The sequence below is a fragment of the Halomonas sp. ND22Bw genome (assembly GCF_003011945.1).
In the GTDB taxonomy this organism is placed as follows: Bacteria; Pseudomonadota; Gammaproteobacteria; order Pseudomonadales; family Halomonadaceae; genus Halomonas; species Halomonas halophila.
This window is the reverse complement of sequence record NZ_PXWD01000008.1, coordinates 119,562-145,380: the sequence shown is the minus strand read 5'-3', so window position 1 is coordinate 145,380 and position 25,819 is coordinate 119,562. Positions and strand designations below refer to the sequence as shown.

General features: G+C 69.2%; 21 protein-coding genes. 4 read left to right on the top strand and 17 right to left on the bottom strand.

Translation table 11 applies throughout. From position 1 onward, the window contains the following. Positions 1 to 123: 123 nt before the first annotated feature. From ppc to cysM, 5 genes are read right to left on the bottom strand one after another with little or no spacing between them, the layout of a single operon-like run. Complete coding sequence (ppc, locus tag CVH10_RS11920) at positions 124 to 2,772, bottom strand: phosphoenolpyruvate carboxylase (protein ID WP_106488790.1); 2,649 nt, start codon at positions 2,770 to 2,772, stop codon at positions 124 to 126. A gap of 15 nt (positions 2,773 to 2,787) precedes the next feature. Beyond that, positions 2,788 to 3,645 carry a nucleoside triphosphate pyrophosphohydrolase gene (gene mazG / locus CVH10_RS11915; protein ID WP_035596767.1) on the bottom strand — a complete coding sequence of 286 codons (858 nt, stop codon included), beginning with the start codon at positions 3,643 to 3,645 and terminating at the stop codon, positions 2,788 to 2,790. Beyond that, the gene (gene relA / locus CVH10_RS11910; protein ID WP_106488789.1) at positions 3,642 to 5,921 is read right to left on the bottom strand and encodes a GTP diphosphokinase; all 2,280 of its coding nucleotides are present in this window, start codon (positions 5,919 to 5,921) and stop codon (positions 3,642 to 3,644) included. The genes mazG and relA overlap by 4 nt, the downstream gene beginning before the upstream one ends. Further along, positions 5,914 to 7,347, bottom strand: a complete 1,434-nt coding sequence (locus tag CVH10_RS11905) for a TRAM domain-containing protein (protein WP_106488788.1) — start codon at positions 7,345 to 7,347, stop codon at positions 5,914 to 5,916. The genes relA and CVH10_RS11905 overlap by 8 nt, the downstream gene beginning before the upstream one ends. A 1-nt stretch (position 7,348) precedes the next feature. Further along, the gene (cysM, locus tag CVH10_RS11900) at positions 7,349 to 8,245 is read right to left on the bottom strand and encodes a cysteine synthase CysM (protein WP_035596759.1); all 897 of its coding nucleotides are present in this window, start codon (positions 8,243 to 8,245) and stop codon (positions 7,349 to 7,351) included. Between the two features lie 119 nt (positions 8,246 to 8,364). On the opposite strand from cysM, the gene CVH10_RS11895 reads away from it, so the two are divergent. Beyond that, positions 8,365 to 11,052, top strand: coding sequence for an ATP-binding protein (locus CVH10_RS11895; protein WP_106488787.1), 2,688 nt, complete (start codon positions 8,365 to 8,367; stop codon positions 11,050 to 11,052). 35 nt (positions 11,053 to 11,087) lie between these two features. On the opposite strand, the gene acpS is transcribed toward CVH10_RS11895, so the two are convergent. The 11 genes from acpS to rpoE form a co-directional block, all read right to left on the bottom strand. Next, positions 11,088 to 11,465 carry a holo-ACP synthase gene (acpS, locus tag CVH10_RS11890; protein WP_035596754.1) on the bottom strand — a complete coding sequence of 126 codons (378 nt, stop codon included), beginning with the start codon at positions 11,463 to 11,465 and terminating at the stop codon, positions 11,088 to 11,090. After that, entirely contained in the window at positions 11,462 to 12,274 is an 813-nt protein-coding gene (gene pdxJ, locus CVH10_RS11885) for a pyridoxine 5'-phosphate synthase (protein WP_035596752.1), read from the bottom strand. Before pdxJ ends, acpS begins: the two co-directional genes overlap by 4 nt. Positions 12,275 to 12,391: 117 nt before the next feature. After that, the gene (gene recO, locus CVH10_RS11880) at positions 12,392 to 13,105 is read right to left on the bottom strand and encodes a DNA repair protein RecO (RefSeq protein ID WP_035596749.1); all 714 of its coding nucleotides are present in this window, start codon (positions 13,103 to 13,105) and stop codon (positions 12,392 to 12,394) included. Positions 13,106 to 13,199: 94 nt separating this feature from the next. After that, positions 13,200 to 14,099 carry a GTPase Era gene (gene era / locus CVH10_RS11875; protein ID WP_035596747.1) on the bottom strand — a complete coding sequence of 300 codons (900 nt, stop codon included), beginning with the start codon at positions 14,097 to 14,099 and terminating at the stop codon, positions 13,200 to 13,202. Next, the gene (gene rnc, locus CVH10_RS11870; RefSeq protein WP_035596744.1) at positions 14,096 to 14,785 is read right to left on the bottom strand and encodes a ribonuclease III; all 690 of its coding nucleotides are present in this window, start codon (positions 14,783 to 14,785) and stop codon (positions 14,096 to 14,098) included. The genes era and rnc overlap by 4 nt, the downstream gene beginning before the upstream one ends. 42 nt (positions 14,786 to 14,827) lie before the next feature. Continuing rightward, positions 14,828 to 15,634 (bottom strand): signal peptidase I, encoded by an 807-nt coding sequence (lepB, locus tag CVH10_RS11865; RefSeq protein ID WP_035596741.1) that lies wholly within the window; start codon positions 15,632 to 15,634, stop codon positions 14,828 to 14,830. A gap of 15 nt (positions 15,635 to 15,649) precedes the next feature. Beyond that, positions 15,650 to 17,470, bottom strand: coding sequence for a translation elongation factor 4 (gene lepA / locus CVH10_RS11860; protein WP_106488786.1), 1,821 nt, complete (start codon positions 17,468 to 17,470; stop codon positions 15,650 to 15,652). Between the two features lie 168 nt (positions 17,471 to 17,638). Continuing rightward, complete coding sequence (locus CVH10_RS11855) at positions 17,639 to 19,063, bottom strand: DegQ family serine endoprotease (RefSeq protein WP_106488785.1); 1,425 nt, start codon at positions 19,061 to 19,063, stop codon at positions 17,639 to 17,641. A 140-nt stretch (positions 19,064 to 19,203) separates the two neighbouring features. Next, positions 19,204 to 20,241 carry a MucB/RseB C-terminal domain-containing protein gene (locus CVH10_RS11850; protein WP_106488784.1) on the bottom strand — a complete coding sequence of 346 codons (1,038 nt, stop codon included), beginning with the start codon at positions 20,239 to 20,241 and terminating at the stop codon, positions 19,204 to 19,206. A gap of 23 nt (positions 20,242 to 20,264) precedes the next feature. Beyond that, complete coding sequence (locus CVH10_RS11845; protein WP_035596732.1) at positions 20,265 to 20,987, bottom strand: sigma-E factor negative regulatory protein; 723 nt, start codon at positions 20,985 to 20,987, stop codon at positions 20,265 to 20,267. 193 nt (positions 20,988 to 21,180) lie between these two features. Next, positions 21,181 to 21,786 (bottom strand): RNA polymerase sigma factor RpoE, encoded by a 606-nt coding sequence (gene rpoE, locus CVH10_RS11840; protein WP_035596730.1) that lies wholly within the window; start codon positions 21,784 to 21,786, stop codon positions 21,181 to 21,183. 336 nt (positions 21,787 to 22,122) lie between these two features. On the opposite strand from rpoE, the gene CVH10_RS11835 reads away from it, so the two are divergent. Then, complete coding sequence (locus CVH10_RS11835) at positions 22,123 to 23,202, top strand: 3-deoxy-7-phosphoheptulonate synthase (protein ID WP_035596727.1); 1,080 nt, start codon at positions 22,123 to 22,125, stop codon at positions 23,200 to 23,202. A gap of 63 nt (positions 23,203 to 23,265) precedes the next feature. Here the strand turns inward: CVH10_RS11835 and CVH10_RS11830 are convergent, their stop codons facing one another. Then, a complete protein-coding gene (locus CVH10_RS11830) occupies positions 23,266 to 24,150 on the bottom strand; it encodes a hypothetical protein (RefSeq protein ID WP_106488783.1) in 885 nt (294 codons plus the stop codon). Positions 24,151 to 24,309: 159 nt separating this feature from the next. Between CVH10_RS11830 and CVH10_RS11825 the strand changes: the two genes are divergently transcribed. Then, positions 24,310 to 25,170, top strand: a complete 861-nt coding sequence (locus tag CVH10_RS11825) for a cytochrome c oxidase assembly protein (RefSeq protein WP_052052499.1) — start codon at positions 24,310 to 24,312, stop codon at positions 25,168 to 25,170. Positions 25,171 to 25,181: 11 nt separating this feature from the next. Further along, positions 25,182 to 25,781 carry an SCO family protein gene (locus CVH10_RS11820; RefSeq protein WP_035596723.1) on the top strand — a complete coding sequence of 200 codons (600 nt, stop codon included), beginning with the start codon at positions 25,182 to 25,184 and terminating at the stop codon, positions 25,779 to 25,781. Positions 25,782 to 25,819: the final 38 nt, after the last annotated feature.

Here is a 25,819-nt window from a genome sequence, read left to right as displayed (position 1 = left end):
TTCCACCAGGCCTCCACGCCGCAGACCGGGCGCGCCTCACCGCTTCCATCAGACCAAAAACCCCGAAGGCCAAGGGCCTTCGGGGTTTTCTGTCGTTCGGCGCGCCTCGCACGGCGCCGGGGATCAGCCGGTGTTGCGCAGCCCGGCGGCGATGCCGGCCATGGTCACCATCAACGCCCGGGACAGGTCGCCGCTGATCGCGCCATCGGCGTCGCGGTTACGCTGCAGGAGCTCGGCCTGAAGGCCGTGAAGCGGGTCGATGTAGGGGTTGCGCACCTCTACTGCCTGACGGATCAGCGGCGTGCTCTCGAGCAGCTCGTCCTGATCCAGGATCGAGAGCACCGCACCGTTGAGACGACCGAAGCGCTCGCGCAACCGCTTGCCGAGGGCCTGCAGGGCCGGCTCGTCGACCAGGCGCTGCTCGTAGTAGGCCGCGATGCTGACATCCGCCTTGGCCAGCAGCATCTCGAGCATGTCGAGGTAGGTGCCGAAGAACGGCCAGCGGTCGCGCATCTCGCGCAACACCTCGAGCCCGCCCGGCTCCTGGATGCGCTTGGCGAAGGCCTCGCCGCTGCCCAGCCAGGCCGGCAGCATCAGCCGCGTCTGGGTCCAGGCGAAGATCCAGGGAATGGCGCGCAGGGTCTCGACGCCGCCGTCCTGGCGCCGCTTGGCGGGGCGCGAACCCAGCGGCAGCCGACCCAGCGCCGTCTCCGGCGTCACCGAGCGGAAGTAGGGCACGAAGTCGGGGTCCTCGCGCACCACGCCCACGTAGGCCTGGTGGGCCACGCCGGCGAGGCGGTCCATCTCCTCGCGCCAGGCCGGTTCGGGGGCCGGCGGCGGCAGCAGCGAGGCCTCGAGCACCGCACAGGCGTAGATCTCCATGGAGCGCAGGGCGATATCGGGCTGGCCGAACTTGAAGCGGATCATCTCGCCCTGCTCGGTCACCCGCAGGCTGCCGTTCACCGATCCCGGCGGCTGGGACAGGATGGCCGCATGGGCCGGACCGCCGCCGCGACCCACCGTGCCTCCGCGGCCGTGGAACAGCGTCAGGTCGACGTCGTGGCGCCGGCAGACCTCCACCAGCGTCTCCTGGGCCCGGTACTGGGCCCAGGCCGCGGCCAGCTGGCCGGCATCCTTGGCCGAGTCCGAGTAGCCGATCATCACTTCCTGACGATCCCCGATCAGCCGTCGATAGCCCGGCAGCGCCAGCAGCCGGTCGATGACGTCACCGGCGCGGTTGAGGTCGTCCAGGGTCTCGAACAGCGGCGCGATCGGCAGCGTCGCCTCGCCGCCCACTTCCTTCATCAGCAGCGCCACCGCCAGCACGTCGGAGGGCTGGCCGGCCATGGAGATGATGTAGGTGCCCAGCGCCTCGACGTGCTCGGAGCCGATCACGCGAAAGGTGTCGATCACCTCGCGGGTCTCGGCGGAGCACTCCCAGCGACGCGGAATCAGCGGCCGGCGGGAGGACAGCTCGTCGAGCAGAAATTCCTGGCGCTGCTCCTCGCTCCAGTCGCGATAGTGGCCGAGCCCCAGGCTGTCGGTGAGCTCTTCCATCACCTGCTCGTGGCGCGTGGACTCCTGGCGCAGGTCGAGCTTGGTGAGGGTGACGCCGAACACCGAGACCCGGCGCAGGGTGTCGAGCAGCACGCCGTTGGCGATGGTGTCGAGGCCCACGTCGCACAGCGAGCGGTAGCAGGCCAGCAGCGGCGCGTAGAGCTGGTCGCGGGTCTCGATGATCGGCCCGCCGTCGTAATTGACGCCGTCGAGCTGGGCCTGGGCCCAGTCGCGGGTGGCCTCGACCTTGCTCAGCAGGCGCTTGATCAGCTCGCGATACGGCTCGGCGACATCGCCCACTTCGGCCTTGAGCGCGCTGTTGGCCTTCCACATGGAGAGCTCGGCCTTGAGCTGCTCGAGGTCGCGCGAGTAGAGGTCCGCCGCCATCCAGCGGCCCAGCAGCAGCACCTCGCGGGTGACCTTGGCGGTGACATTGGGGTTGCCGTCGCGGTCGCCACCCATCCAGGAGGCGAAGCGGATCGGCGCGGCGTCCAGCGGCAGCCGCTCGCCGGCGGTATCGAGCAGCAGATTGTCGAGGTCGCGGTGGAAGTCCGGCACCGCCTGCCACAGCGAGTTCTCGATCACCGCGAAGCCCCAGCGAGCCTCGTCCACCGGTGTCGGGCGCTCGTGGCGAATCTCGTCGGTGTGCCAGGCCTGGCTGATCAGCTCCTCGAGGCGGCCGTGGGCGCGGGCGGCGCGCTCGGGATAGTCGGTAGAGGATTCGATGATGGTCAGACACTCATCGATGGCGTCGTACTTCTGGATCAGCGTCCGGCGGATGACCTCGGTGGGGTGAGCGGTCAGCACCAGCTCGACCCGCATGCCGGCCAGCGCCTCGACCAGCTTGCGCGGCGTGTGGCCCTCGCTGCGCGCGCGTTCGAGCAGCTCGCCGAGCACCGGCTGGGCGCCGGGCTTGTAGTCCTCGACCCGGCGGAAGCGGGCGCGATAGTGCTGCTCGGCCATGTTGGCCAGGTTGAGGAACTGGTTGAAGGCACGGGTCACCGGCAGCAGGTCGCTGTCGGGCAGGCCACGCAGGTAGTCGATCAGCTGGCGGTTGCTGTCGGCCTCGCGCTGGCGACCCTGCTTGGCGAGGCCGCGGATGGTCTCGATGCGATCGACGAAGTCCTTGCCGAGATCATCGGCAATGGTACGCCCCAGACTGTCGCCCAGGATGCGGACGTTGTCCCGCAGCGATTCGTGCAGGTCGTGGCTCATGTCCAGGATTCTCCTTCACTCGTGGGTGGGGGGAATATCGTTGTGATTATCGTGTCGCTTCGCCGCCTGCCAGTGCCGTTCCATGCGCTCGAGCCCCGCCTCCGCCGGCGTCACGCCCTCTTCCTGAAGGGCGGCCTCCACCCGGCGGAAACGGCGCTCGAACTTGCCGTTGGTGCCACGCAGGCAGCGTTCCGGATCGGCGTCCAGGGTGCGCGCCAGGTTGACGGCGGCGAACAGCAGGTCGCCGACCTCCTCCCGAGCGTGGTCATGATCGCCCTCGGCCAGCGCCTCTTCCACTTCGGCGAGTTCCTCGCGCAGCTTGGCGATCACGCCGCGGCTGTCCGGCCAGTCGAAGCCGACCCGGGCGGCGCGCTTGGACAGCTTGGCCGCCCGGGACAGCGCCGGCAGGTTGCGTGGCACGTCGTCCAGCACCGAGGCCGCTTCCTCGGCCCGCGCGTCGCGTTCCTCGGCCTTGAGCGACTCCCAGCGCGAGTGTACCTGCCGGGTTTCCACCTCGGCGGCGCTCGCGTCCTCTCGGCGCGAGGCCAGGGTGCCGTCGGGAAAGACGTGAGGGTGACGATGCAGCATCTTGGCGGTGAGGGTATGGACCACGTCGCGGAAGTCGAAGCGGCCCTCCTCGGCGGCGAACTGGCTGTAGTAGACCACCTGGAACAGCAGGTCGCCCAGCTCGCCCGGCAGCTCGTCATAGGCGCGACGCTCGATGGCGTCGGCCACCTCATAGGCTTCCTCCAGGGTGTGGGGCACGATGCTGTCCCAGTCCTGTTTCACGTCCCAGGGGCAGCCCTGCTCGGGGTCGCGCAGCACCGCCATCAGGGTCAGCAGGTCGTCGAGATCGAAGCGGCGCTCGCTCATGACTTCTTGCCCTTCTTCTTGTTCTTGCCCTTGCCGCCGGCCCGCAGGCGACGCACCTCGATGACGTTGGACAGCTGCTGGATGCGCGAGAACAGCCGGCCGAGGGTCTCCAGGCCGTCCACCTCCAGGGTGATCTGCATCCGCGCGATGCCGTCGTCGGTATCGGTGAGCGTGTTCACCGACAGCACGTTGACCTTCTCGTGGCTGAGTACGGCGGTCACGTCGCGCAGCAGCCCCGAGCGGTCCCAGGCCTGGATCTCGATGTCCACCGGATACTGGGTGCGGGCCCGCTCGCCCCACTCCACCTCGATCACCCGCTGGGGCTCGTCGAGGCGCAGCTGCAGGATGTTGGGGCAGTCCTCGCGATGCACGGTGACGCCGCGCCCCTGGGTGATGAAGCCGACGATCGACTCGCCGGGCACCGGATGGCAGCAGTTGGCCATGCTGGTCTTGAGGTTGCCGACCCCGAGCACCGTGATGCCGTCGCCCTCCGGCTTGTCGGCGGCCTTGCGCGGCTTGGCCAGCAGCTTGTCGAGCTGCTCCTGGTCGTCGCTCTCGCCGAACAGCTGCTGGGCTTGGTGCAGCACCTGGCCGATGCGCAGGTCGCCGGCCCCCAGCGCGGCGTACATGTCCTCGGGGCCGGCATAGTTGACCTGGTTGGCCAGCCGGGTGAGATCCATGTCGCCGACGTCCAGGCGCTTCATCTCGCGCTCGAAGAGGACGCGCCCCTCCTCGAGGTTGCGGTCCCGCGCCTGGTGCTTGAACCAGGACTGGATCTTGGCCCGCGCCCGGGAGGTGCAGACGTAACCGAGGTTGGGGTTGAGCCAGTCGCGGCTCGGCCCGCCCTTGCTGGCGGTGAGGATCTCGACCTGCTGGCCGGTGCCGAGCCGGTAGGTCAACGGCACGATGCGCCCGTTGACCTTGGCCCCGCGACAGCGGTGACCGACCTCGGTGTGCACCCGGTAGGCGAAGTCGATGGGCGTGGCTTCCCGCGGCAGATCGATGACGTGGCCGTCGGGGGTGAAGACGTAGATGCGGTCCGGCGCCACGTCGCTGGACAGGCCCTCGCGGATGTCGCCGAAGTCGCCGACTTCCTCCTGCCACTCGAGCACCTGGCGCAGCCAGGCGATCTTGTCCTCGTAGCTGGCGCTTCTGGCGTTGGTGTCATGGCCCTTGTAGCGCCAGTGGGCGCAGACCCCGAGCTCGGCCTCCTCGTGCATCGAGAAGGTGCGGATCTGGATCTCCAGCACCTTGCCCTCGGGGCCGAACACCGCCGTGTGCAGGGACTGATAGCCGTTCTTCTTGGGGTTGGCGATGTAGTCGTCGAACTCGGTGGGCACGTGGTGCCAGCGCGAGTGGACGATGCCGAGCACGGTGTAGCAGTCGGTGATCTCGGGGACCAGGATGCGCACCGCGCGGATATCGTGGACCTGGGAGAAGTCGATGGCCTTGCGCTTCATCTTCCGCCAGATCGAGTAGATGTGCTTGGCGCGGCCGTCCACCTGGTACTGATGGATGCCCTGGGCCTCCATCAACCCCTTGAGGGTGGCCACCACGTCCTCGATGTAGCGGTTGCGGTCGAGACGCTTCTCGGCCAGCTGGCGGGCGATGGTCTTGTAGTCCTCCTCGTGCAGGTAGCGGAAGGACAGGTCCTCCAGCTCCCACTTGAGGTGGCCGATGCCCAGCCGGTGGGCCAGCGGTGCGTAGATGTCGAACACCTCGCGGGCCACCTGCAGGCGCTTCTCGCGGGGCGCGTCGCGCACCTGACGCAGCGCGCAGGTACGCTCGGCGATCTTGATCAGCGCCACCCGCACGTCGTCGATCATGTTGACCAGCATCTTGCGCAGATTGTCCTGCTGATCGTGCTGGCTCAGCCCCTGGCAGGGCATCTGGGAGGTGCTGATGGCGGCCATCTGCAGCACGCCGTCGATCAGCCCCGCCACCTCGCGGCCGAAGCGCTTGGTGACCTCGGCCAGGTCGATCAGCCCCTCGCGCACCGCGCGATAGAGCACCGCGGCCTCGAGGGCCGGCTGGTCCAGGCGCAGCTCGCCAAGGATATCGGCCATCTCCAGGCCCATGCGGAAGCTCGATCCGTCCTTGAGCCAGGCCTTGTGGGGCCGGTCGGACTCCTGCTCGAGACGCTCGGCCAGCTCGCAGGCCACGCGCATCTCCTCGGCGTCGCGCAGCTTGACGTCGTCCTGCAGGCGCGCGACCCAACGGGGAATGTCCACCGTTCCCCGCTCGGTCAGGGGCTGATCTTCCCGCACTTTAACCATCGCTTGACGCTCCTTCGCCCCGCTGCCCGGCGTCCGGGTGCTCGAGCAGCAGCATGGATTCCAGATGAGCGGTGTGGGCGAACATGTCGGCCACCGCCCACCGCTGGATGACGTAGCCCGCCCGCACCAGATGCGCGGCATCCCGTGCCAGGGTCGCCGGATCGCAGGACACATAGAGCACCCGCGGCACCGGCCGCTCGGCCAGCGCTCGGCACACGGCCTCGGCGCCGTCGCGGGGCGGATCGAGCAGCACCTGGCGCAGCCCGGGCACATCGAGCAGCGTGCCCAGCGCCTCGGCGCGGCTGAGATCGGCCTGCCGGGCCGTCACCTCGAGCGCGTTGCGCCGGGCGTTGTCGGCCAGCCGCTCGACCATCGCCGAACTGCCCTCCACCGCCGTCACCTCGGCGCCCAGGGCCGCCAGCGGCAGGCTGAAGTTGCCGACCCCGGCAAACAGGTCGAGTACCCGTTCGCCGGGCGCCAGGGGCGAGAGCCACGCCAGCGCCTCGGTCACCATGCGCTGGTTGACCGCCTCGTTGGCCTGAAGGAAATCGCCGGGCGCGAAACCCAGCCTCAGCGAGCGTTCGTCGACCGCCAGACGGGCGTGAAGGTCCGGCGCCGGCGTCAGCCACTCGAAGGCCGGCGATTCGCGGCCCACCCAGCGTGCCAGATGCAATCCCCGGGCCAGCGCGAACTCGCGCCAGCGGCGGGTATCGCCGTCGTGCTCGCGCAGCTGGCGGATCACCAGGGTCATGCCGGCATCGCTCGAGGACAGCTCCAGGTGGCCGACCTGACGCGGCGCCTCGAGCTCGGCCAGATGACGGTGCAAAGGCGCCAGCAGGGCGGCCAGTGCCGGCACCAGAATGGGGCAGTCGTCGAGGTCCACCAGCCGGTGGCTGTGCCGGGCGCGGAAGCCCAGGTGCACCCGGCCGTCGGCATCGACCTTGACGCCGAGGCGCGCCCGACGCCGATAGCCTTCGCCGGCCTCGGCCAGCAGCTCGGGCTCGCCGTCCGGAGCGATGCCCTGGCGGGCCAGCAGCTCGCGCAGCACCGCCTGTTTGTGGCGACGCTGACCGCCCAGGCTCAGGTGCTGCAGGTCGCAGCCGCCGCAGGTGCCGTAGTGGGCACAGGGCGGCGTGACGCGCTCGGGCGAGGCCTCGACCACCTCGCGCACGTGGGCCTCGTCGAAGCGCTGGCGGGTCCGATGCACGGCGATCTCGACGCGCTCGCCCGGCAGGGCACCGTCGACGAACACCGTCTTGCCGTCGCCCAGGCGCCCCACGCCGCGGCCGTCATGGGCCAGGCCATCGATCGTCAGGATGGCGCCCTGATCGCCGCCGCCCCGGGCGGCCTTCTTGCCGCGTTTCGCCGTCTGCAGCCCCGAGACGCCGGCATTCTTGCGCGCGGGCCGTCGTTGTCCCAGCCCCACCTCAGGACTCCGGGGCGAACAGGCCGGTGGACAGGTAGCGGTCGCCGCGGTCGCAGACGATGAACACGATCACCGCGTTCTCGACCTCCTCGGCGATGCGCAGGGCGCCGGCGAGCGCCCCGCCGGACGACACGCCGGACAGGATCCCCTCCTCCCGGGCCAGGCGACGCATGTGCTCCTCGGCCTCGGCCTGGCCGATGTCGAGCACCCGGTCGACCCGGGCGGGCTCGAAGATGCCCGGCAGGTAGGCCTCGGGCCAGCGGCGAATGCCGGCGATGCTGGCGCCGTCTTCCGGCTGCAGGCCGACGATGCGTACCTCGGGGCTCTGCTCCTTGAGGTAGCGGGAGACGCCCATGATGGTGCCGGTGGTGCCCATGGAACTGACGAAGTGGGTGATGGTGCCGCCGGTCTGCTCCCACAGCTCGGGACCGGTGCCCCGATAGTGCGCCAGCGGATTGTCGGGGTTGGCGAACTGGTCGAGCGGCTTGCCCTCGCCCCGGGCGATCATGCTTTCGGCCAGGTCGCGGGCCGCCTCCATGCCACCCTCGCGGCTGACCTCGATCAGCTCGGCGCCGTAGGCGGCCATGGCCTGCTTGCGCTCGCTGGAGGCGTTCTCCGGCATGATCAGGATCAGTCGATAGCCCTTGATCGCCGCGGCCATGGCCAGGGCGATGCCGGTATTGCCCGAGGTCGCCTCGACGAGGGTGTCGCCCGGAGAGATGGTGCCCCGCGCCTCGGCCTGCTCGAGCATGGACAGCGCCGGACGGTCCTTGACCGACCCGGCAGGATTGTTGCCCTCGAGCTTGGCGAGCAGGGTGTTGTTGCGCCCGGCCGTGATGCGCTTCAGGCGGACCAGCGGCGTGTGGCCGATGGTCTCCTCCAGGGTGGGGAAATGCATGCAACCGTCCTTCTGGAAACGTCTTTTCGGCATTATATCCTCGGGCACCGACACTGGACAGGCATCCCGGCCGGCTGTGGCATACTGGGGCACGACACCCCAGCCGACGAGCCCTCCCGATGTCATTGAAGACCCGCCTGATGCTGGCCATCCTCGCCCTGCCCCTGGTGCTGATCGCCCTGCTGGTGGTGGCGGTCACGGAGCTGGACGATCGCCATCATCGGCTGCAGCTGCGCGAGCGCCTGACACAGGCCGCCGACCTGCTGGCCCCCAGCCTGGGCCAGGCGCTGGCCGCCGGCGACGCGGCCGAACTGGAGGCCCTGGCCGGCCGCCTGCTAGAGCTGGAGGACGTGCGCGCCCTGCGCATCCTGGACGCCGACGGCGAACGCCGCCTGGAGCTCGGCCGACTGCGCCAGGCCGGCGATCTTGCGCCCCCCCAGGGTCCGGCGCTGATCGAGGACGGTCGACATTGGCGGCTGCAGGCGGCGCTGCCCGGGGCGCCCGGCGCCCGGCTGACGCTGGACATCGACGCCTCGACGCTGCCCCTCACCTACTATCGTCACCTGGCCAGCGGCGGGCTGCTGCTGCTGATCGTGGGCCTGCTGCTGTTCCTGGTGGCCTACGGCCTGAGCCGCCGACTGACCCAGCCGCTGGAAGACGTCACCCGCTCGCTGGAATGGCTGACCGCCGGCGGCGCCCCGCAGCCGCTATCGGTGCCGAAGGAGGCCGAGCTGGCCCGCCTCGCCCAGCGGCTCAACGCCCTGGGCGAGCACCTGGCCTCGGCCCGCGACGACCTGCAGGCCCAGATCGAGCAGGCCACCGGCGAACTGCAGGAATCCATGGAGACCATCGAGGTCCAGAACATCGAGCTGGACCTGGCGCACCGCCGCGCCCTGGAAGCCAACCGCGCCAAGTCGGAATTCCTGGCCAACATGAGCCACGAGATCCGCACCCCGCTCAACGGCATCATCGGCTTCTGTCGCCTGCTGCATCGCACCGAGATGGCGCCCCGGCAGCGCGAATGGCTCGACCACGTGCAGCGCGCCTGCGACAACCTGCTGATGCTGGTCAACGACGTGCTCGACTTCTCCAAGATCGAGGCCGGTCGCCTGGAACTCGAACACACCGAGCTCGACATGGTGGCCCTGGTCGACGAGGTGCTGGGGCTGCAGGCGCCCCAGGCTCAGGCCAAGGGCATCCAGGTGCTCGGCCTGGTCTACGACGACGTGCCGGAGACCCTCAGCGGCGACCCGCTGCGCATCCGCCAGGTGCTGACCAACCTGGTCGGCAACGCCGTGAAGTTCACCGAGCACGGCGAGGTGATCGTCCGCGTGATGGTCGAGCAACGTGCCGGCGGGCACGTGGTGCTGCGGGTGGCGGTCAGCGATACCGGCATCGGCATGAGCGACGAGGCCCAGCGCCGGCTGTTCCAGGCCTTCCGGCAGGCCGATGCCAGCCACCAGCGCGAGTTCGGCGGCACCGGCCTGGGGCTGGCGATCAGCCGCCAGCTGGTGGAACAGATGGGCGGCGAGATCAGCGTCGAGAGCACCCCGGACGAGGGGTCGACCTTCGCCTTCAGCCTGCCGCTGGCGTGCCCGCCGGAGGCCCCGGAAGAGCGCGAACCCGAGATGACCCTCGACGGCAAGTGCGTGGTGCTAGAGGAGCCCCACGGCCCGACCCGCTCCGCCCTGCGTCACCTGCTGGGGCGCTGGGGAGCCCGCGTGATCGGGGAGCGGCAGGCGCTCGGCCACGAGACGGCGCTGGCCGTGTTCGGCCTGACCGACGCGGACCTGTCGCCGTCGGGGCAGACGGCCCTGCAGCAGCGCCTGGAGCGCCTGGAGTGTCCAGCGATGCTGCTGGTCAATGCCAGCCCGCCCGATCTGCCGGCGCTGCCGCTGCCCCAAGGCGGCGAGGTGCTGAGCAAGCCGCTGTCGCGGCGCACCCTGGTGGAATCGGTCAGCCGCGCCCTGACGCGGGTCCGTCGCGACCGGCTGCCGGCCCGCCAGACGGCGGCGCCCCGCGGCCCGCTGAGCCTGCTGGTGGTGGACGACACCGAATCCAACCGCCTGCTGCTCCAGGAGCTGATCAGCGGCCCGCAGCTGGAGGTGGGACTCGCCGCCAGCGGCGAGGAAGCCCTGGCCATGGCCCAGGAGAGACGCTTCGACGTGGTGCTGATGGACATCCGCATGCGCGGCATGGATGGCGTGGAAACGACCCGCGCGCTGCGCGAGCTGGGCGGGCACTGGCGCCATGTACCGATCATCGCCGTCACCGCCCACGTGCAGAGCGAACAGCGGCGCCAGCTGCTGCAAAGCGGCCTCGACGGCGTGCTCGAGAAACCGCTGGACACCGCCCAGCTGTCGAGCCTGCTGCGTCATCACCTGGGCGTGGGCCTGGCGCTCGAGGAAGCCGGCGAGGCGCCGGAGGCCGACCCGGCCACCGATGGCGAGCTGGCCTCGGTGGACCTGGCCCTGGGCACCCAGCTGGCCGGCGGGCGCGAGGCGCTGGCCCGCAAGCTGCTGGGCCAGCTGATCGATTCGCTGGACGAGAGCGAAGCCCAGGTTCGCCAGGCCATGGAAGTCGGCGATGCCGAGGCGCTGCTCGATGCCATTCACGCCCTCAACGGCGCCTGCCGCTACTGCGGCGTGCCGCGCCTGGGGCTGCTGGCCGAGACCCTGGAAACCCGGCTGCGCTCCCGCGGGCTGGACGCGGTGACACCGCTGCTGCCGGACCTCTACGCGGCCATGACCGCGCTGCGCGACTGGCAGGCGGCTCAGCCCGCCTCGACGTCGACGTCCGGCGCCTGATCCGATGAGGTGCCGGGACGCCCCGGCACCCCGCCTCAGGCCTCGAGCACCACGAAGGCCACGGCGAAGGCCGCCTCGTCCGACAGCGACAGGTGAAGGTTCCTGACGCCTTCGGCCTCGGCCAGCTCCCGGGCACGCCCGGACAGCACCAGCGCCGGACGCCCGAGGGCATCGTTGACCACCTGGATCTCGGTCCAGCGCATGCCGTGACGCAGCCCGGTGCCCAGCGCCTTGACGAAGGCCTCCTTGGCGGCGAAACGCTTGGCCAGGAAGGCGGCCGGCTGACCGCGCTCCCGATACCCCGCCAGCTCGTCGTCGCCCAGCACCCGCCGGGCGAAGCGCTCGCCGTGACGCGCCTGGGCGGTCTCGAAGCGCGCCACCCGGGCAATGTCGGTGCCGACCCCGAGGATCATCCGCAGCAGCTGCCGTCGGCCTGATGGTCGTGATCATGCTCGTGATCGTGCTCATCGAGCGCCGCCACGAATCCCGCCTCCTGGCCGGCGATGGCCAGGCGCTTCATCTCCGCCACCGCCTCCTTGAGACCGACGAACAGCGACCGCGCGATGATGGCGTGGCCGATGTTGAGTTCGTGCAGCCCCGGGATGGCGGCGATGGCCTCGACGTTATGGTAGTGCAGGCCGTGCCCGGCGTTGACGGTCAGCCCCAGCTCGCCGGCCATCTCCGCGGCGGCGACCAGACGGGCGTGCTCGGCGGCCGCCTCCGCGCCCTTGGCCTCGGCATAGGCCCCGGTGTGCAGCTCGATCACCGGCGCCCCGGCCTTGGCCGCCGCCTCGATCTGCGCCGGCTCCGGGTCGATGAACAGCGACACTTCCGAGCCCGCCGCGGCGAGACGGCGGCAGGCCGCCTCGATCGCCTCGAAGCCGCCGACCACGTCCAGGCCACCCTCGGTGGTCAGTTCCTCGCGCTTCTCCGGCACCAGGCACACGTGGGCCGGGCGAATCTCCTCGGCCAGCCCCAGCATCGCCTCGGTGACCGCCATTTCCAGGTTCATGCGCGTGTTGAGTACCTCGGCCAGCAGCCGCACGTCACGCTCCTGGATGTGCCGGCGGTCCTCGCGCAGGTGGACGGTGATGCCGTCGGCCCCGGCCTCCTCGGCCAGCAGCGCCGCCTGGACGGGATCGGGATAGCGAGTGCCGCGCGCCTGACGCAGGGTGGCGATATGGTCGATGTTGACGCCGAGCAGGATGCGGGGAGGATGCATGGGGAACTCTCCAGGTCCGGAATACGAGGGAAACAGGGTCACAAGGATAAGGGTAAGCGGACGGTCGCCCAAGCGCCCTGGCCCGCCGTCCGGAACATACCGTTCAGGCCGGGCCGTTTAGCCGCGGGCGGCGCTCCCGCCGGTCCGGCGCCGCGCCACCAGCTGCTGCATCCACTCCCGGGAGCGCAGCGGCCGGCTGCCCAGCAGCGGCGCCAGCGCCGCCCGGGTCACCGCCTTGGCCGGACCGGCGAGCCCCGGTTCGCGCCAGTCGCCGCCGGACAGCAGCTTGAGCGTACGCCCGTCGATGCCGGTCTCGGCGGGCAGGAAGGCGCGGGAATCGACGTCGAAGCGATAGCGCGTCTGGGGGTCGAGGGACTCGCCGCCCGGGGTGCAGAAGCGCGGCTCGGCGTCCAGCGCCTCGAGCAGCGACAGCTCCAGGCGACGCAGGGCGCCGGCCCGGCCGTCGGGGCGCGGCAGCGCCTCCAGGGCAGCGGCGTAGAAGGCGAAGACATCAGCCACCGGCAGCTCCACCGGCAGCAGCCGGGTCAGCAGCTCGTTGGCGTAGAGGCCGCACAGCAGCCCCTCCCCCACCAGCATCGCCGCCGGCGCCCGGCTCTCCATCAGCGACAGGCGCTTGAGCTCGCCCTGACCGCTCCAGGTGATGTGCAGCGGCGCGAAGGGCTGAAGGGTCGCCCGGGCACGACTGCCCGGGCGCTGCACGCCCCGCGCCACGGCCCGCACGCGCCCGTGATCGAGCGTCAGAAGCTCGACCAGGGCGCTGGTCTCGCGGTAGGGGCGCTTGTGCAGCAGATAGGCCGGCTGAGGGGTCATGGTCGGGCGTCAGGAGAGAAGCGTGAGGAGTGAGGGGCCAAGGCAAGGCGCGAGGGCTCTCCTCACGCCTCACCCCAGCCCCCTCACCGAGAGGTCAATCCAGATCGTAGCCCAGGCTCTTCAAGGCCCGCTCGTCGTCGGACCAGCCGCTCTTGACCTTGACCCAGAGGTTGAGCATGACCTTGGCGTCCAGCGCCCGTTCCATGTCGAGGCGCGCCTCGCGGCCGATCTTCTTGATCCGCTCGCCGCGCTCGCCGATCAGGATCTTCTTCTGCCCGTGGCGCTCGACCATGATCAGGGCACTGATGTGCACCACCCGACCCTCGTCGCGGAACTCCTCGATCTCGACGGTCATCTGGTAGGGCAGCTCGTCGCCGAGCTGGCGCATGACCTTCTCGCGCACCAGTTCCGCGGCCAGGAAACGCTGGCTCTTGTCGGTGACCTGATCCTCGGGGAAGTAGTGGATGCTCTCGGGCAGGTGCTTGGCGACCTCGGCCTCGAGCGCCTCCACGTGCGTGCCGTGCTTGGCGGCGATCGGCACGATGGCGGCGAAGTCCCGCCGCGCACCGACCGATTCCAGCCAGGGCAGCAGTTCCTTCTTGTCCTTGAGGCGATCGACCTTGTTGACCGCCAGGATCACCGGCACCTCGACCTTGGCCAGGCGGTCGAGCACCACCTGGTCTTCCTGGGTCCAGCGCGTGCGGTCGATGATGAAGACCACCGCATCCACGTCACGCAAGGCCTGGGTGGCGGCCTGGTTCATGAAGCGGTTGATGGCCTTGTCACGATCCTTCTCGAGGATGTGAATGCCCGGGGTGTCGACGTAGATGAACTGGTCGTCACCCTCGGTCTTGATGCCCATCACCTGATGGCGCGTGGTCTGCGGGCGCCGCGAGGTGATGGAGATCTTCTGGCCGAGAATGCGGTTCATCAGCGTCGACTTGCCGACGTTGGGGCGGCCAACGATGGCCACGAAACCACAGCGTTGTGTCATGAGCGACCTCCATGGCCTTCGAGGCGGGACAGGGCCATCTCGGCGGCCTGCTGTTCGGCGTGGCGGCGGCTGGAACCGATCCCCCGGGTATGCTCCTCGAGCATTTCCACGTGGCACTCCACGGTGAAGGTCTGGGCATGGGCCTCGCCCTCCACCGAGATCACCTCGTAGCGCGGCAGCGCCGACTGGCGCGACTGCAGGAACTCCTGCAGCCGGGTCTTGGGATCCTTCTGGGTGTCCTGCAGGTTGATGGCCTCCAGGCGCTCGGCGTACCAGGCCAGCACGCGGGCCCGGGCGGTTTCCATGCCGGCGTCCAGATAGATGGCACCGATCACCGCCTCGACCGCATCGGCGAGGATCGAGTCGCGGCGATGGCCGCCGCTCTTCATCTCGCCGGAGCCCAGCAGCAGGTGGCCACCGAACTCCATCTCGCGGGCCAGCTCGGCCAGGGTCTGGCCCTTGACGAGGCGTGCACGCAGGCGCGACAGCTGCCCTTCCCGCGCCTGCGGGAAGCGCTGGAAGAGGTCCTCGGCGATGACGAAGTTGACGATGGAGTCGCCGAGGAACTCCAGGCGTTCGTTGTTGCGGCCGCCGTAGCTGCGGTGGGTCAGGGCCAGCTCGAGCAGGTCGGGCTGCGCGAAGTCATGGCCGATGCGGCGGCTGAATTGGGTCAGGGAATTGCTCACGAAGCTCCTGCTATGTCATGCAAGGAATGCCGCTCCCGGCATTCATTGGATACGGCGTACACTGGTAAAACTCGGCAGCCCGCCATTCCAGTGCATCCAGACGGCGAAGGCCTTGCCCACGATGTTCTGCTCCGGAACGAAGCCCCAGTAGCGGCTGTCGTTGGAGTGATCGCGGTTGTCCCCCATGGTGAAGTAGTGACCGGGGGGCACCGTGATCTCGCGCATCTGCGGGCCGGGATCGCGTGGATTATTGTAGATAGGGTGCGGCGCCTCGCCCAACCGCTCTTCCAGCAGCCGTTCGCCGGGCGCCGACTCGGGGCCGTTCTCGAGCAGCGTCTTGGGCACCGGTTCGCCGTTGACGAACAGCTGCTTGCCCTCGTAGCGGATGCGGTCGCCCGGCAGGCCGACCACGCGCTTGATGAAGTCGACCGAGGGATCGTTGGGGAAGCGGAACACCATGACGTCGCCGCGCTCGGGCTCGCCCACGTCGACGACCTTGGTGTCCAGCACCGGCAGGCGCAGGCCATAGGCAAACTTGTTGACCAGGATGAAGTCCCCCACCTCGAGGGTCGGGCGCATCGAGCCCGACGGGATCTGGAAGGGCTCGACCACGAAACTGCGCAGCACCAGCACCACCAGCAGCACCGGGAAGAAGGAGCGTGCGTAGTCCACCGGCCAGGGCTCCTTGAGCGCCTTCTCGCGGGCGGCAGGGTCGGCGCCCTCGGTGGTGCCGGCCTCGACGCTGGCCGTCAGGCGGCCCCGGCGCGCCGGCCGCCACCAGATCAGCTCGAGCAGCCAGATCGCGCCGGTGACCAGCACGGCCACCGTCAGCAGGAGTGTGAAGTCCATCGGTCGTTGCCTTCCCTAGTCGTCGTTGACCTTGAGCACGGCGAGGAAGGCATCCTGGGGGATTTCCACCCGGCCGACCTGCTTCATGCGTTTCTTGCCCGCCTTCTGCTTCTCGAGCAGCTTCTTCTTACGCGAGGCGTCGCCGCCGTAGCACTTGGCGGTCACGTTCTTGCGCATCGCCTTGACGGTGGAGCGCGCCACCACCTGGCCGCCGATGGCCGCCTGGATGGCCACGTCGAACATCTGGCGCGGAATCAGCTCCTTCATCTTCTCGACCAGCGACCGGCCGCGGGAGTGGGCATGGTCGCGGTGGATGATGATGGCCAGGGCATCGACCCGGTCGCCGTTGATCAGCACGTCGAGACGCACCAGCTGGGCGGCCTCGAAGCGCTCGAAGTTGTACTCGAGCGAGGCGTAGCCCCTGGAGATCGACTTGAGGCGGTCGAAGAAGTCCATCACCACCTCGGCCATCGGCAGCTCGTAGGTGAGCTGGATCTGGCTGCCGAGGAACAGCATGTCGAGCTGGGTGCCGCGGCGCTGCTCGCATTCGGCGATGACGTTGCCGACGAACTCCTGGGGCACCAGGATGCTGGCCCGCACCACCGGCTCGCGCATCTCCTCGATGTCGGCCATGTCCGGCAGCTTGGACGGGTTGGAGACGTAGCGCACTTCTCCATCCTTCATCAGCAGCTCGTAGATGACCGTCGGCGCGGTGGTCAGCAGGTCGAGATTGTACTCGCGCTCCAGCCGCTCCTGGATGATCTCCATGTGCAGGGTGCCTAGGAAACCGACCCGGAAGCCGAAGCCCAGGGCGTCGGAGTTTTCCGGCTCGTAATCCAGCGAGGCATCGTTGAGCGCCAGCTTCTCCAGGGCGTCGCGGAATTCCTCGTAGTCATCGGAGGAGACCGGGAACATGCCGGCATAGACTTGCGGCTTGACCTTCTGGAAGCCCGGCAGGCGCTTGACGTCCGGTGTCTTGGCGTGGGTGATGGTGTCACCCACCGGCGCACCGTGGATGTCCTTGATACCGGCGACCACGAAACCGACCTCGCCGGCGCGCAGGACGCCGGTCTCGCGGCGCAGCGGCGTGAAGATGCCGACCTCGTTGGCCTGCCAGTCGCGGCCGGTGGAGGTCATGCGGATCTTGTCGCCTTTCTTCAGCGTGCCGTCGAAGATCCGCACCAGCGACACCACGCCCAGGTAGTTGTCGAACCAGGAGTCGATGATCAGCGCCTGCAGCGGCGCCTCGGGGTCGCCCTTGGGCGGCGGGATGTCGCGCACCAGGCGCTCGAGCAGCGCGTCGATGCCGAGCCCGCTCTTGGCCGAGACCTGGCAGGCGTCGGTGGCGTCCAGGCCGATGATCTCTTCGATCTCGGTGGACACCTTGTCCGGGTCGGCCTGGGGCAGGTCCATCTTGTTGAGCACCGGCAGCACCTCGAGGCCCTGCTCGATGGCGGTGTAGCAGTTGGCCACGGACTGGGCCTCGACGCCCTGGCCGGCATCGACCACCAGCAGGGCACCCTCGCAGGCGTACAGCGAGCGCGAGACCTCGTAGGAGAAGTCCACGTGCCCCGGGGTGTCGATGAAGTTCAACTGATAGGTATTGCCGTCCGCGGCCTGATAATCCAGCGTCACCGACTGGGCCTTGATGGTGATGCCGCGCTCACGCTCCAGGTCCATGGAATCGAGGACCTGCTCCTTGAGCTCGCGTTCGGTGAGCCCGCCACAGGTCTGGATCAGGCGGTCGGCCAGGGTCGACTTGCCATGATCGATGTGGGCGATAATGGAGAAGTTCCGTATCCCATTGATTACTTTGCGGTTATCGCTTTCTGACATTCGAAAAGATCCGGTTCGTGTACACAACCCTATACTGACTACAGGCTTGCCGCCCTCTTCGGGTGCGTCGAGTGAGATGGCGGCATTGTAGCGGGATGCGCCTTCCAGATACAGCGACCCGACGGCGCGGGCCGTCGGGTCGCGGGTCACGACGAGAGCGGGTCAGGCTCAGTCGTCGGCCAGGCGCAGGGCCACGTAGTAGGAACGGCCGTCGCGATACAGCCGTACGGGCACCGCGCTGCCGGCCGGCAGCTCGGCGACCAGCTCGGCGAGCTGCGCGGGGCTCTCCACCGCCTGGTGAGCGATGCTGACCAGCACGTCGCCGGTGCGGATGCCGGCGGCCGCGGCGATGCCGTCGGGATCGACCCGAGTGACCTGGACGCCGTGATCGAGCTCCATCTTGCTGCGCTGGGTCTCGTCGAGGGACTGGACCACCACGCCGAGGCGGGCGGGCGAGGCATCGCCGTCGCGGCTGTCCCCGGCCTTCTGGCTGTCCGGCCACTCGCCGACCTCGACGTCCAGGGTCTGGCGCTCGCCGTCACGCAGCACCGTGATCGCCACATCGCCGCCCGGCGAGACGTGGCCGATCAGGCGCGGCAGCTTGCTGGAGCGATCGACGGTCTCGCCGTCGACCGAGAGGATGACGTCGCCGGCCTGGAGCCCGCTCTGGGCCGCCGGCCCCTCGGGGTCGAGATCGGCGATCAGCGCGCCTTCCGGATTGTCCATGCCGAAGGATTCGGCCAGCTCCCGTGACACCGGCTGGATCATCACGCCGAGCCAGCCGCGCTCGACGGAGCCGCTGGACCTGAGCTGGTCGGCCACGTCCATCGCCACGTTGATGGGAATCGCGAAGGACAGCCCCATGAAGCCGCCGCTGCGGGTGAAGATCTGGGAGTTGATGCCGACCACTTCGCCGTCGAGGTTGAACAGCGGACCGCCGGAGTTGCCGGGGTTGATGGCCACGTCGGTCTGGATGAAGGGCACGTAGGCATCCCGCGGCAGGGTGCGGTTGATGGCGCTGACGATGCCGGAGGTCACCGAGTGGTCGAAGCCGAACGGCGAACCGATGGCCGCCACCCATTCGCCCACCTCGAGCCGGTCGGAGTCGCCGAGCTCCAGGGTCGGCAGGTCGCTGGCCTCGACCTTGAGCACCGCCACGTCGGTCTTCTCGTCGGCCCCCACCAGCTCGGCCTCGAGTTCGCGGCGGTCGTTGAGCCGCACCAGGATCTGATCGGCGCCATCGACCACGTGGGCATTGGTCATGATGTAGCCGTCTTCACTGATGATGAAGCCCGATCCCAGCGACTGGCGCTCCTCGCTGTGGCTGCGTCCCGGCCCTTGGCCACGCGGCATCGGCAGCTGGTCGCCGAAGAAGTGGCGGAAGATCTCGGGGATCTCCTGGTTGCCGAAGCCGCGGAAGGGCGAGTCGGGACGCTCGACCATGCGCGAGGTGGAGATATTGACGACCCCCGGGGCGGCATCCTTCACCAGCTCGGTGAAGTCCGGCAACTCGCGGGCCATGGCGGACTGCGCGGCGAACAGCCCCACGACCAGCAGCACCCAGAGGGATAGCGTGCGCGTCATGCGTGTCATGAATGACTCCTGTGACAAGGTGCAATGGATGGCAAGGACATCTGCCCTACCCCTTAACCCCGGAGCGGGCAAAAGGTTCAGCACGGCCGTTCGAGCCGGGGTGGCCCGATGCCGGGTTCGTTTCGGAGGAAGGGGGAATCTCAGCGCGCGTCATCGCCGTCCGGCTCCGCCGGCTCCGCCTGCTCCGCCGTCGTCTCGTCGGGGGCATCGGCCATTTCGCCACCCTCGCTGCCCTCGACCCAGACCACGGACTCGACGACCCGACGCAGCACGTCGGCGGGCAGCTCCCCCATGGCGACGACCTGCCGCGGACGATCGCCCAGCTCCCGGTGCAGCACCGCCGCATGGGAGACGCCCAGGCGATGAAGACCGGGCATCAGGAGGTCGCGATCCTCGAGGGGCTCGACGAACAGACTCAGGGTCGAGAGGCCGTCGCCATAGATGCGGTGACGGGGGCTCGGGTGGCGCTCGCCCTGTGGCGCCACGGGCTGGGACACGAACCCCTCGGGTAACCAGCCAGGACGCCAGGGCACGTCGGGTGGCGGCGCGGCCGACACCAGCTCGATGCCTCCGCGATGGAGGCCGGGAGCATGCAGCTCGGTGATCTGGAAGGTCTCGAGCACCCGCCCCCGCTCGTCGAGCAGGATCTTCTTCAGCGGCAGGCCCGTGGCGGCATCGAGCCACAGGCGATGACCATAGCGATGATCATCGAGGGGTTCGATGTCCAGGCGCACGCTGGCGCGGCCCGCGATGCGATCCGCGCCGGAAAGCTGGAGCCGATAGAGGCTGTCGAGGTGCTCGACGAGGGTGTGGGGCGGAGCCGCCTGGGCCCGGGCGTCGTCGCTGGCCAGGCCACCGGGACGCGCGATGCGCCCCTCGCGTTCGAAGGCCACGGCCGGGCCATCCAGGAAACGGGCCCGCTCGCGCTCCACGCCGTCCTTGACCTCGTGAGACAGGGCCAGGGTGCGCACCCCGTCACTGCCGATGCGCACGGCCCTGGCCCGGAAGTCGTAGCAGTGGCTGGCCCAGAGGCTGCGCTCGTACCAGGCCTGCGCCGAGTCGGGTTCATCCTGCTCGGCGAGCCTGGCACAGTCGATGCCGGTCGACGCCTGGGCGACGGGAGCCAGGGCGGCGACCATGCAAGCGGCGCTGACCAGCCGCCACGCCCGCAGGCGCAACGACTGCCTTCGCCGGGACGCCATCAGCGCTGCCCCAGCGACTCGCTTCCCGAGGCCCGCAGCAGGGGCATCCAGGAATCGCCCCCGGTGGCCGCCGCACCCTCGGCATGACGATCCAGGTAGGACTGCAGCAGCAGCGCCTGCTGGCGATCCATCCGCAGCGACTGACGCTGGGCGGGCGACAGCACCATGGGCGCGCCGGCACCGACGGTCATCAGCCCCTGTTCGCCGGCGCTGCCGCCCGGGAACATCGGCATGTCGACCAGCGACGCCCCCTGGCCGAAGGTCGCGTTACCGCCGCCCAGCGCCTCCAGCCCGGAAGAGGCGCGGGTCGCGGCGGCGGTGGCACCGGCGCCGGAAACCCCGGCGTTGGTCGCCACCGGCGCCTCGCCACCGCCCAGCGGGGAAGCGCCGTTGTAGAACTGCACCCCGGTGATCACCATCAGCGACACCGCCGCGGCGATGCCGGCGCTGCGCCCCAGCGGCAGGGAGCGACGCGGGGCCTTCGACGGCTCGGCCATGGGTGCCGGCTCGTCTTCCAGGGCAGCCATGACGCCCGCCGAGAGATCCACCGAGGTATCGGCCTCATTCTCGCGCTGCATCAGACTGCGCATCAGATGGTAGCGGCGCCAGGCATCCGCCGCATCGGGCTCGTCATCCAGCGACTTGAGAACGCGCCGCAGCTCCAGCTCGTCCCCCTCGTTGTCCATTAGCGCAGAAAGCGATTCCCGTGCGTTCTGACTCATGTCTCTACACCCTCACAATCGTCAAGGCGACACTGCCTTGCAGCCTGTTGGAAGCCCGGATTCCCGACCACACTGGCCGTCATGCCGGCCATGTCGAGAGGCCCCTGCCTCATCGTGTACGGATCGGTCACCGCATATGACGTCACTGTCGCCCGACAGTTCAGCCAATCGGCAAAAACGGTGAAAATTCGGCTCATTCGGTGACCGTTTCCTGGTTGCGCGACGTGGCGACCAGCGGCCGGATGTGCTGATCCACGGCCTCCCGGGCCCGAAAGATGCGCGAGCGCACCGTGCCGACGGGGCAATCCATGATGTTGGCGATGTCCTCGTAGGACAGCCCGTCGAGCTCGCGCAGGGTGATTGCCGTGCGCAGGTCATCGGGCAACGCCTCGATGGCCTCGAACACGGCCGTCTGCAGTTCGTCCCGCGCCATCGCCGCTTCCGGCGTCTCGATGTCGGCCAGCCGGCCGCTGTGGTCGACCACCTCGGCATCGACGATGTCCATGTCGCTGCCCGGCGGACGGCGCCCCTTGGAGACCAGATGGTTCTTGGCGGTGTTGATGGCGATGCGGTACATCCAGGTATAGAAGGCACTCTCGGCGCGAAACTTGCCCAGCGCCCGGTAGGCCTTGATGAATGCCTCCTGGGCCACGTCCTGAACCTCGGCGTGGTCGTGCACGTAGCGACCGATCAGGCCGATGATCTTGTGCTGGTACTTCTTCACCAGCAGGTCGAAGGCGCGGGTATCTCCCTTCTGTGCGCGCTCGACGAGTTGCTGGTCGGTTTCCCGGTGGCTCATTCAGCGCCTCCCCGTGGCGGGAGCTTGCCGCGACGCCTCGAGAGGGCGTCGCGATGAGACGGGTGTCGCTTCCATATGTATCAACCTAGACCCTGGGGTGAGCGTGCGCCGTTCTCGGCGGGAGACCAAGTGTTCCTGTTTCGCCGGTTGGCATCAAGCCTGGACGCCACCACGGGCGCCCGTCCGGGCGGGGCGACCCATGGGACCGCCAGCGGGGCGGTGTGACAGCTCAAGCGCCCGGGGAGTTCCGTCTTCGATTGAATTTGGCCGTCACGCGGGCGATAGTAGGCGCTTGATACCGCATCAGCGCTGACACGATACAGGTAGCAGAATTCCATGTCCGAGCAACAGGTCAACAACCTCAACGTCCTGGCCGAGGACGTCCTCCTCCCGCCGGCCGACCTCAAGCGGGACATCCCGCTCTCCGAGGAGGCCGAGCGCACGGTGATCGAGGGCCGCCAGGTCATCCAGAACATCCTCGACGGCCGCGACCCCCGCCTGCTGATGGTGGTCGGCCCCTGCTCGATCCACGACGTCGATGCCGCCCTCGACTATGCGCGCCGCCTGCGCCGTCTGGCCGACGAGGTCAAGGACAGCCTCTATATCGTGATGCGCGTCTACTTCGAGAAGCCGCGCACCACCGTGGGCTGGAAGGGGCTGATCAACGACCCGCATCTCAACGGCTCGTTCGAGATCGAGGAAGGCCTGCACATCGCACGGCGCCTGCTGGTCGAGCTCGCCGAGATGGGCCTGCCGCTGGCCACCGAGGCGCTGGACCCGATCTCTCCCCAGTACCTGCAGGATTGCATCAGCTGGTCGGCGATCGGTGCGCGCACCACCGAGTCCCAGACCCACCGCGAGATGGCCTCCGGCCTGTCCGGCCCCGTGGGCTTCAAGAACGGCACCGACGGCAGCCTCGACGTGGCCGTCAACGCCCTGCAGTCGGTCGCCCATCCGCACAATTTCCTGGGCATCGACCAGGCCGGCAAGGTGGCGATCATCCGCACCCGTGGCAACCGCTACGGTCACGTGGTGCTGCGCGGCGGCAACGGCAAGCCCAACTACGACAGCGTCAGCGTGGCGCTGGCCGAGCAGGAGCTGCAGAAGGCCGGGGTGACGCCCAACATCATGATCGACTGCTCCCACGCCAACTCCAACAAGGACCCGAGCCTGCAGCCGCTGGTGCTGGAGAACGTCACCAACCAGATCCTCGAGGGCAACCGTTCGATCATCGGCCTGATGGTCGAGTCCAACATCGGCTGGGGCAACCAGAAGGTCCCCGAGGACCTGAGCCAGCTGACCTACGGCGTCTCCATCACCGATGCCTGCATCGACTGGGACGCCACCGAACAGGCCTTCAAGACCATGAACGACAAGCTGGCCCCGGCGCTGGCCAAGCGCTGCCAGGCCGCTTGACCGCCTGACCGCCTGCGCCTGACGCGACGAGGGCCCGCCATTCGGCGGGCCCTCTGCGTTGTGTCACCCTGAACGGGCGCCCTGCTCCAGCGCACCGTGTTCGCGGATCAACTCCCGCGCCCAGGGGATCGCCTCGGGATACTGATCGGCGTCCAGCACGAATTCCTGCCCTCGCGCCACGGCCTGCAGCGCGACCTCGTCGCCGCGCCGCCCCCAGCGCCCGGGGTCGGCATGATAGGAAAGCGGCGCCCGCCCCTCGCCGGGATGCCACCAGCCCGGCAGGCGCCACTGCGATACGGTCTCGGCGTCCGGCGCGGTCAACCGCTGCCGGGGCGTCTCCCGAGGGAAGATCCCCGCTCCCGGCAGCCCGCCGCCTTCGCCGCCGGGCTGCGCCAGTTCGTGACGCGCGATATAGAGCGCATTGCGCGCCTCGCCGATCCGCTGGCAGTGCGGATGCTCGGCGGCCCACTCGAGCCCCGCCGGCAGGTGGTCGCCCAACGTCAGCGCCTCACCCACCTGCAGCCAGCCCCATAACAGGTGACGCGGCCGCGCCTCGGGCACGAAGCGCCAGCCACCGTCGACGCGCTCGACGGGCCGAAACAGCCCGAAGAACAGGAACAGGTCGCCCGCCCCCACGCCCTGGTTGCGCAGATGGCTCTGGGCCGCGCCCCGCTGTCCGAACAGCGGCGTCCAGCCTGCCGGGCGCGGATGCTGATCGGCCCGCAGGTCGGGATCCAGGTGCGCCCCGTGACTCGGCGAGACACGCCCCCGGGTCAGGTCCTGCACCAGCGGCCCGAGCGGCTCGCCCTGCTGCGTGATCGCCTCATAGGGCATCACCGACTGCGCATCGGGAATCGGCAGCGCCAGCAGCCGGCCGTCGGGCAGGATCGGATTGGGCACCCCGCCGGCGGAGGTATCGAAGCCCTTGCGGCTCAGGATCAGTTTCATCGGGTCTCCGGTCGGTAGGCACGATCCACGAGCGCGGGATAGTGGCCAACGGCGGCGCGGGTTTCAAGCGTCGACACGATCGTGGAGCGGCCCGTTTGCCGGTCCGGCACGCCTCGGCTAGCTTGAGGCGAAAGGCGCCGCCCGCCACGAGGAGCCCGGATGCCCGAGTCGACGGAACCTTCGATCCTCGCGACCGCACTGCACTGGCTCGCGCCCTGGGAATTCGAGCCGCTGTGGGGGCTGGCCTGCCTGGCGGCGCTCGGCATTTACTGGCGCGGCGTGCGTCATCTGCGTGCGCTCGACCCGGGCGTCTCGCCACTGGGGTGGCTGCGACCCGCGACCTTCCTGATCGGCCTGACGCTGATCTACGTCGTGAGCCAGACCCGCTACGACTACCTCGCCCAGTACATGTTCTTTCCCCACCGGGCTCAGCATCTGGTGCTGCACCACGCGGCACCTTTCCTGCTGGTGCTGGCCGCGCCGCCCCGGGTACTGGCCGCCGGACTGCCGGCCTGGGCGTCCTCGGCGCACCGCCTCGCCCGCCCGCTACTGGATCTACTGCAGCATCCGCTCATCGCACCGCTGCTGTTCGTTGGTCTGATCTACTTCTGGCTGATCCCGTCGGTGCACTTCGACGCCATGCTCAGCCGTCATCTCTACCAGCTGATGAACTGGAGCATGCTGCTCGACGGCCTGCTGTTCTGGTGGCTGGTGCTGACGCCTCATGGCCGACTAGGCCCGGGGCGACGCATCCTGCTGCTGCTGGTCGTGATTCCGCCGCAGATCCTGCTCGGCGCCTACCTGACCTTCAGCCCCACGGTGCTGTTCGACGTCTACGAGGTGTGCGGGCGCGCCTGGCCGCTGGCGCCGCTGGTCGACCAGCAGATCGGCGGGCTGATCACCTGGATTCCGGCCACCATGATGAGCGTGATCGGCACCCTGATCGTGCTGCGCCAGCTGCGCCGTGGCGACCAGGCGACAGGCCACACGCCATCGCCGACCCGGCCCCAGGCCCATTGAAAGGAGATGCCATGCCCCCCGCCCCGCCTCGTTGCTGCACGCCACTCATCCTTCTCGCCCTGCTGGTCATGGCCGGCTGCGGCGAGCCGGAGTGGCGGACCAAGGACATCGCCTCGCTGATGCCGCCGCTCGCCTTCACGCTGGTCGACGAACGCGGCGAGACGGTCGAGGCCGACCGCTATCGTGGTGGCGTCGCCCTGCTGTTCTTCGGCTACACGCACTGCCCCGACGTCTGCCCGATCACCCTGGCCCGGCTCGCCGGCCAGGTGCGAGACCTCCCCCCCGAGGCCCGGGACGATATGCAGATCCTGTTCGTCTCGGTCGACCCGGCCAGGGACGACCCCGAGCGGCTCGCGGCCTACACCGAGGCCTTCGGGTCGGCCATCGTCGGGCTGACCGGCAGCCGGGCGCAGCTCGACGCCCTTACCAAGCGCTATCGGGTGACCTACGGCTATGGAGAGAAGGACGCCGCCGGCGGCTATGCCGTCTCCCATCCAAGCGGCGTCTTCGCCTTCGACCGAGCGGGCGACGCCCGGCTGCTGATCCGCGACGGCGACGACCCCGAGGCCGTGCGACACGACCTCAGGCGGCTGCTCGCCGAGGAGGGATGATCTCACCCAGGAGCAAAAGTCGGCGAGCGAAGACGCCC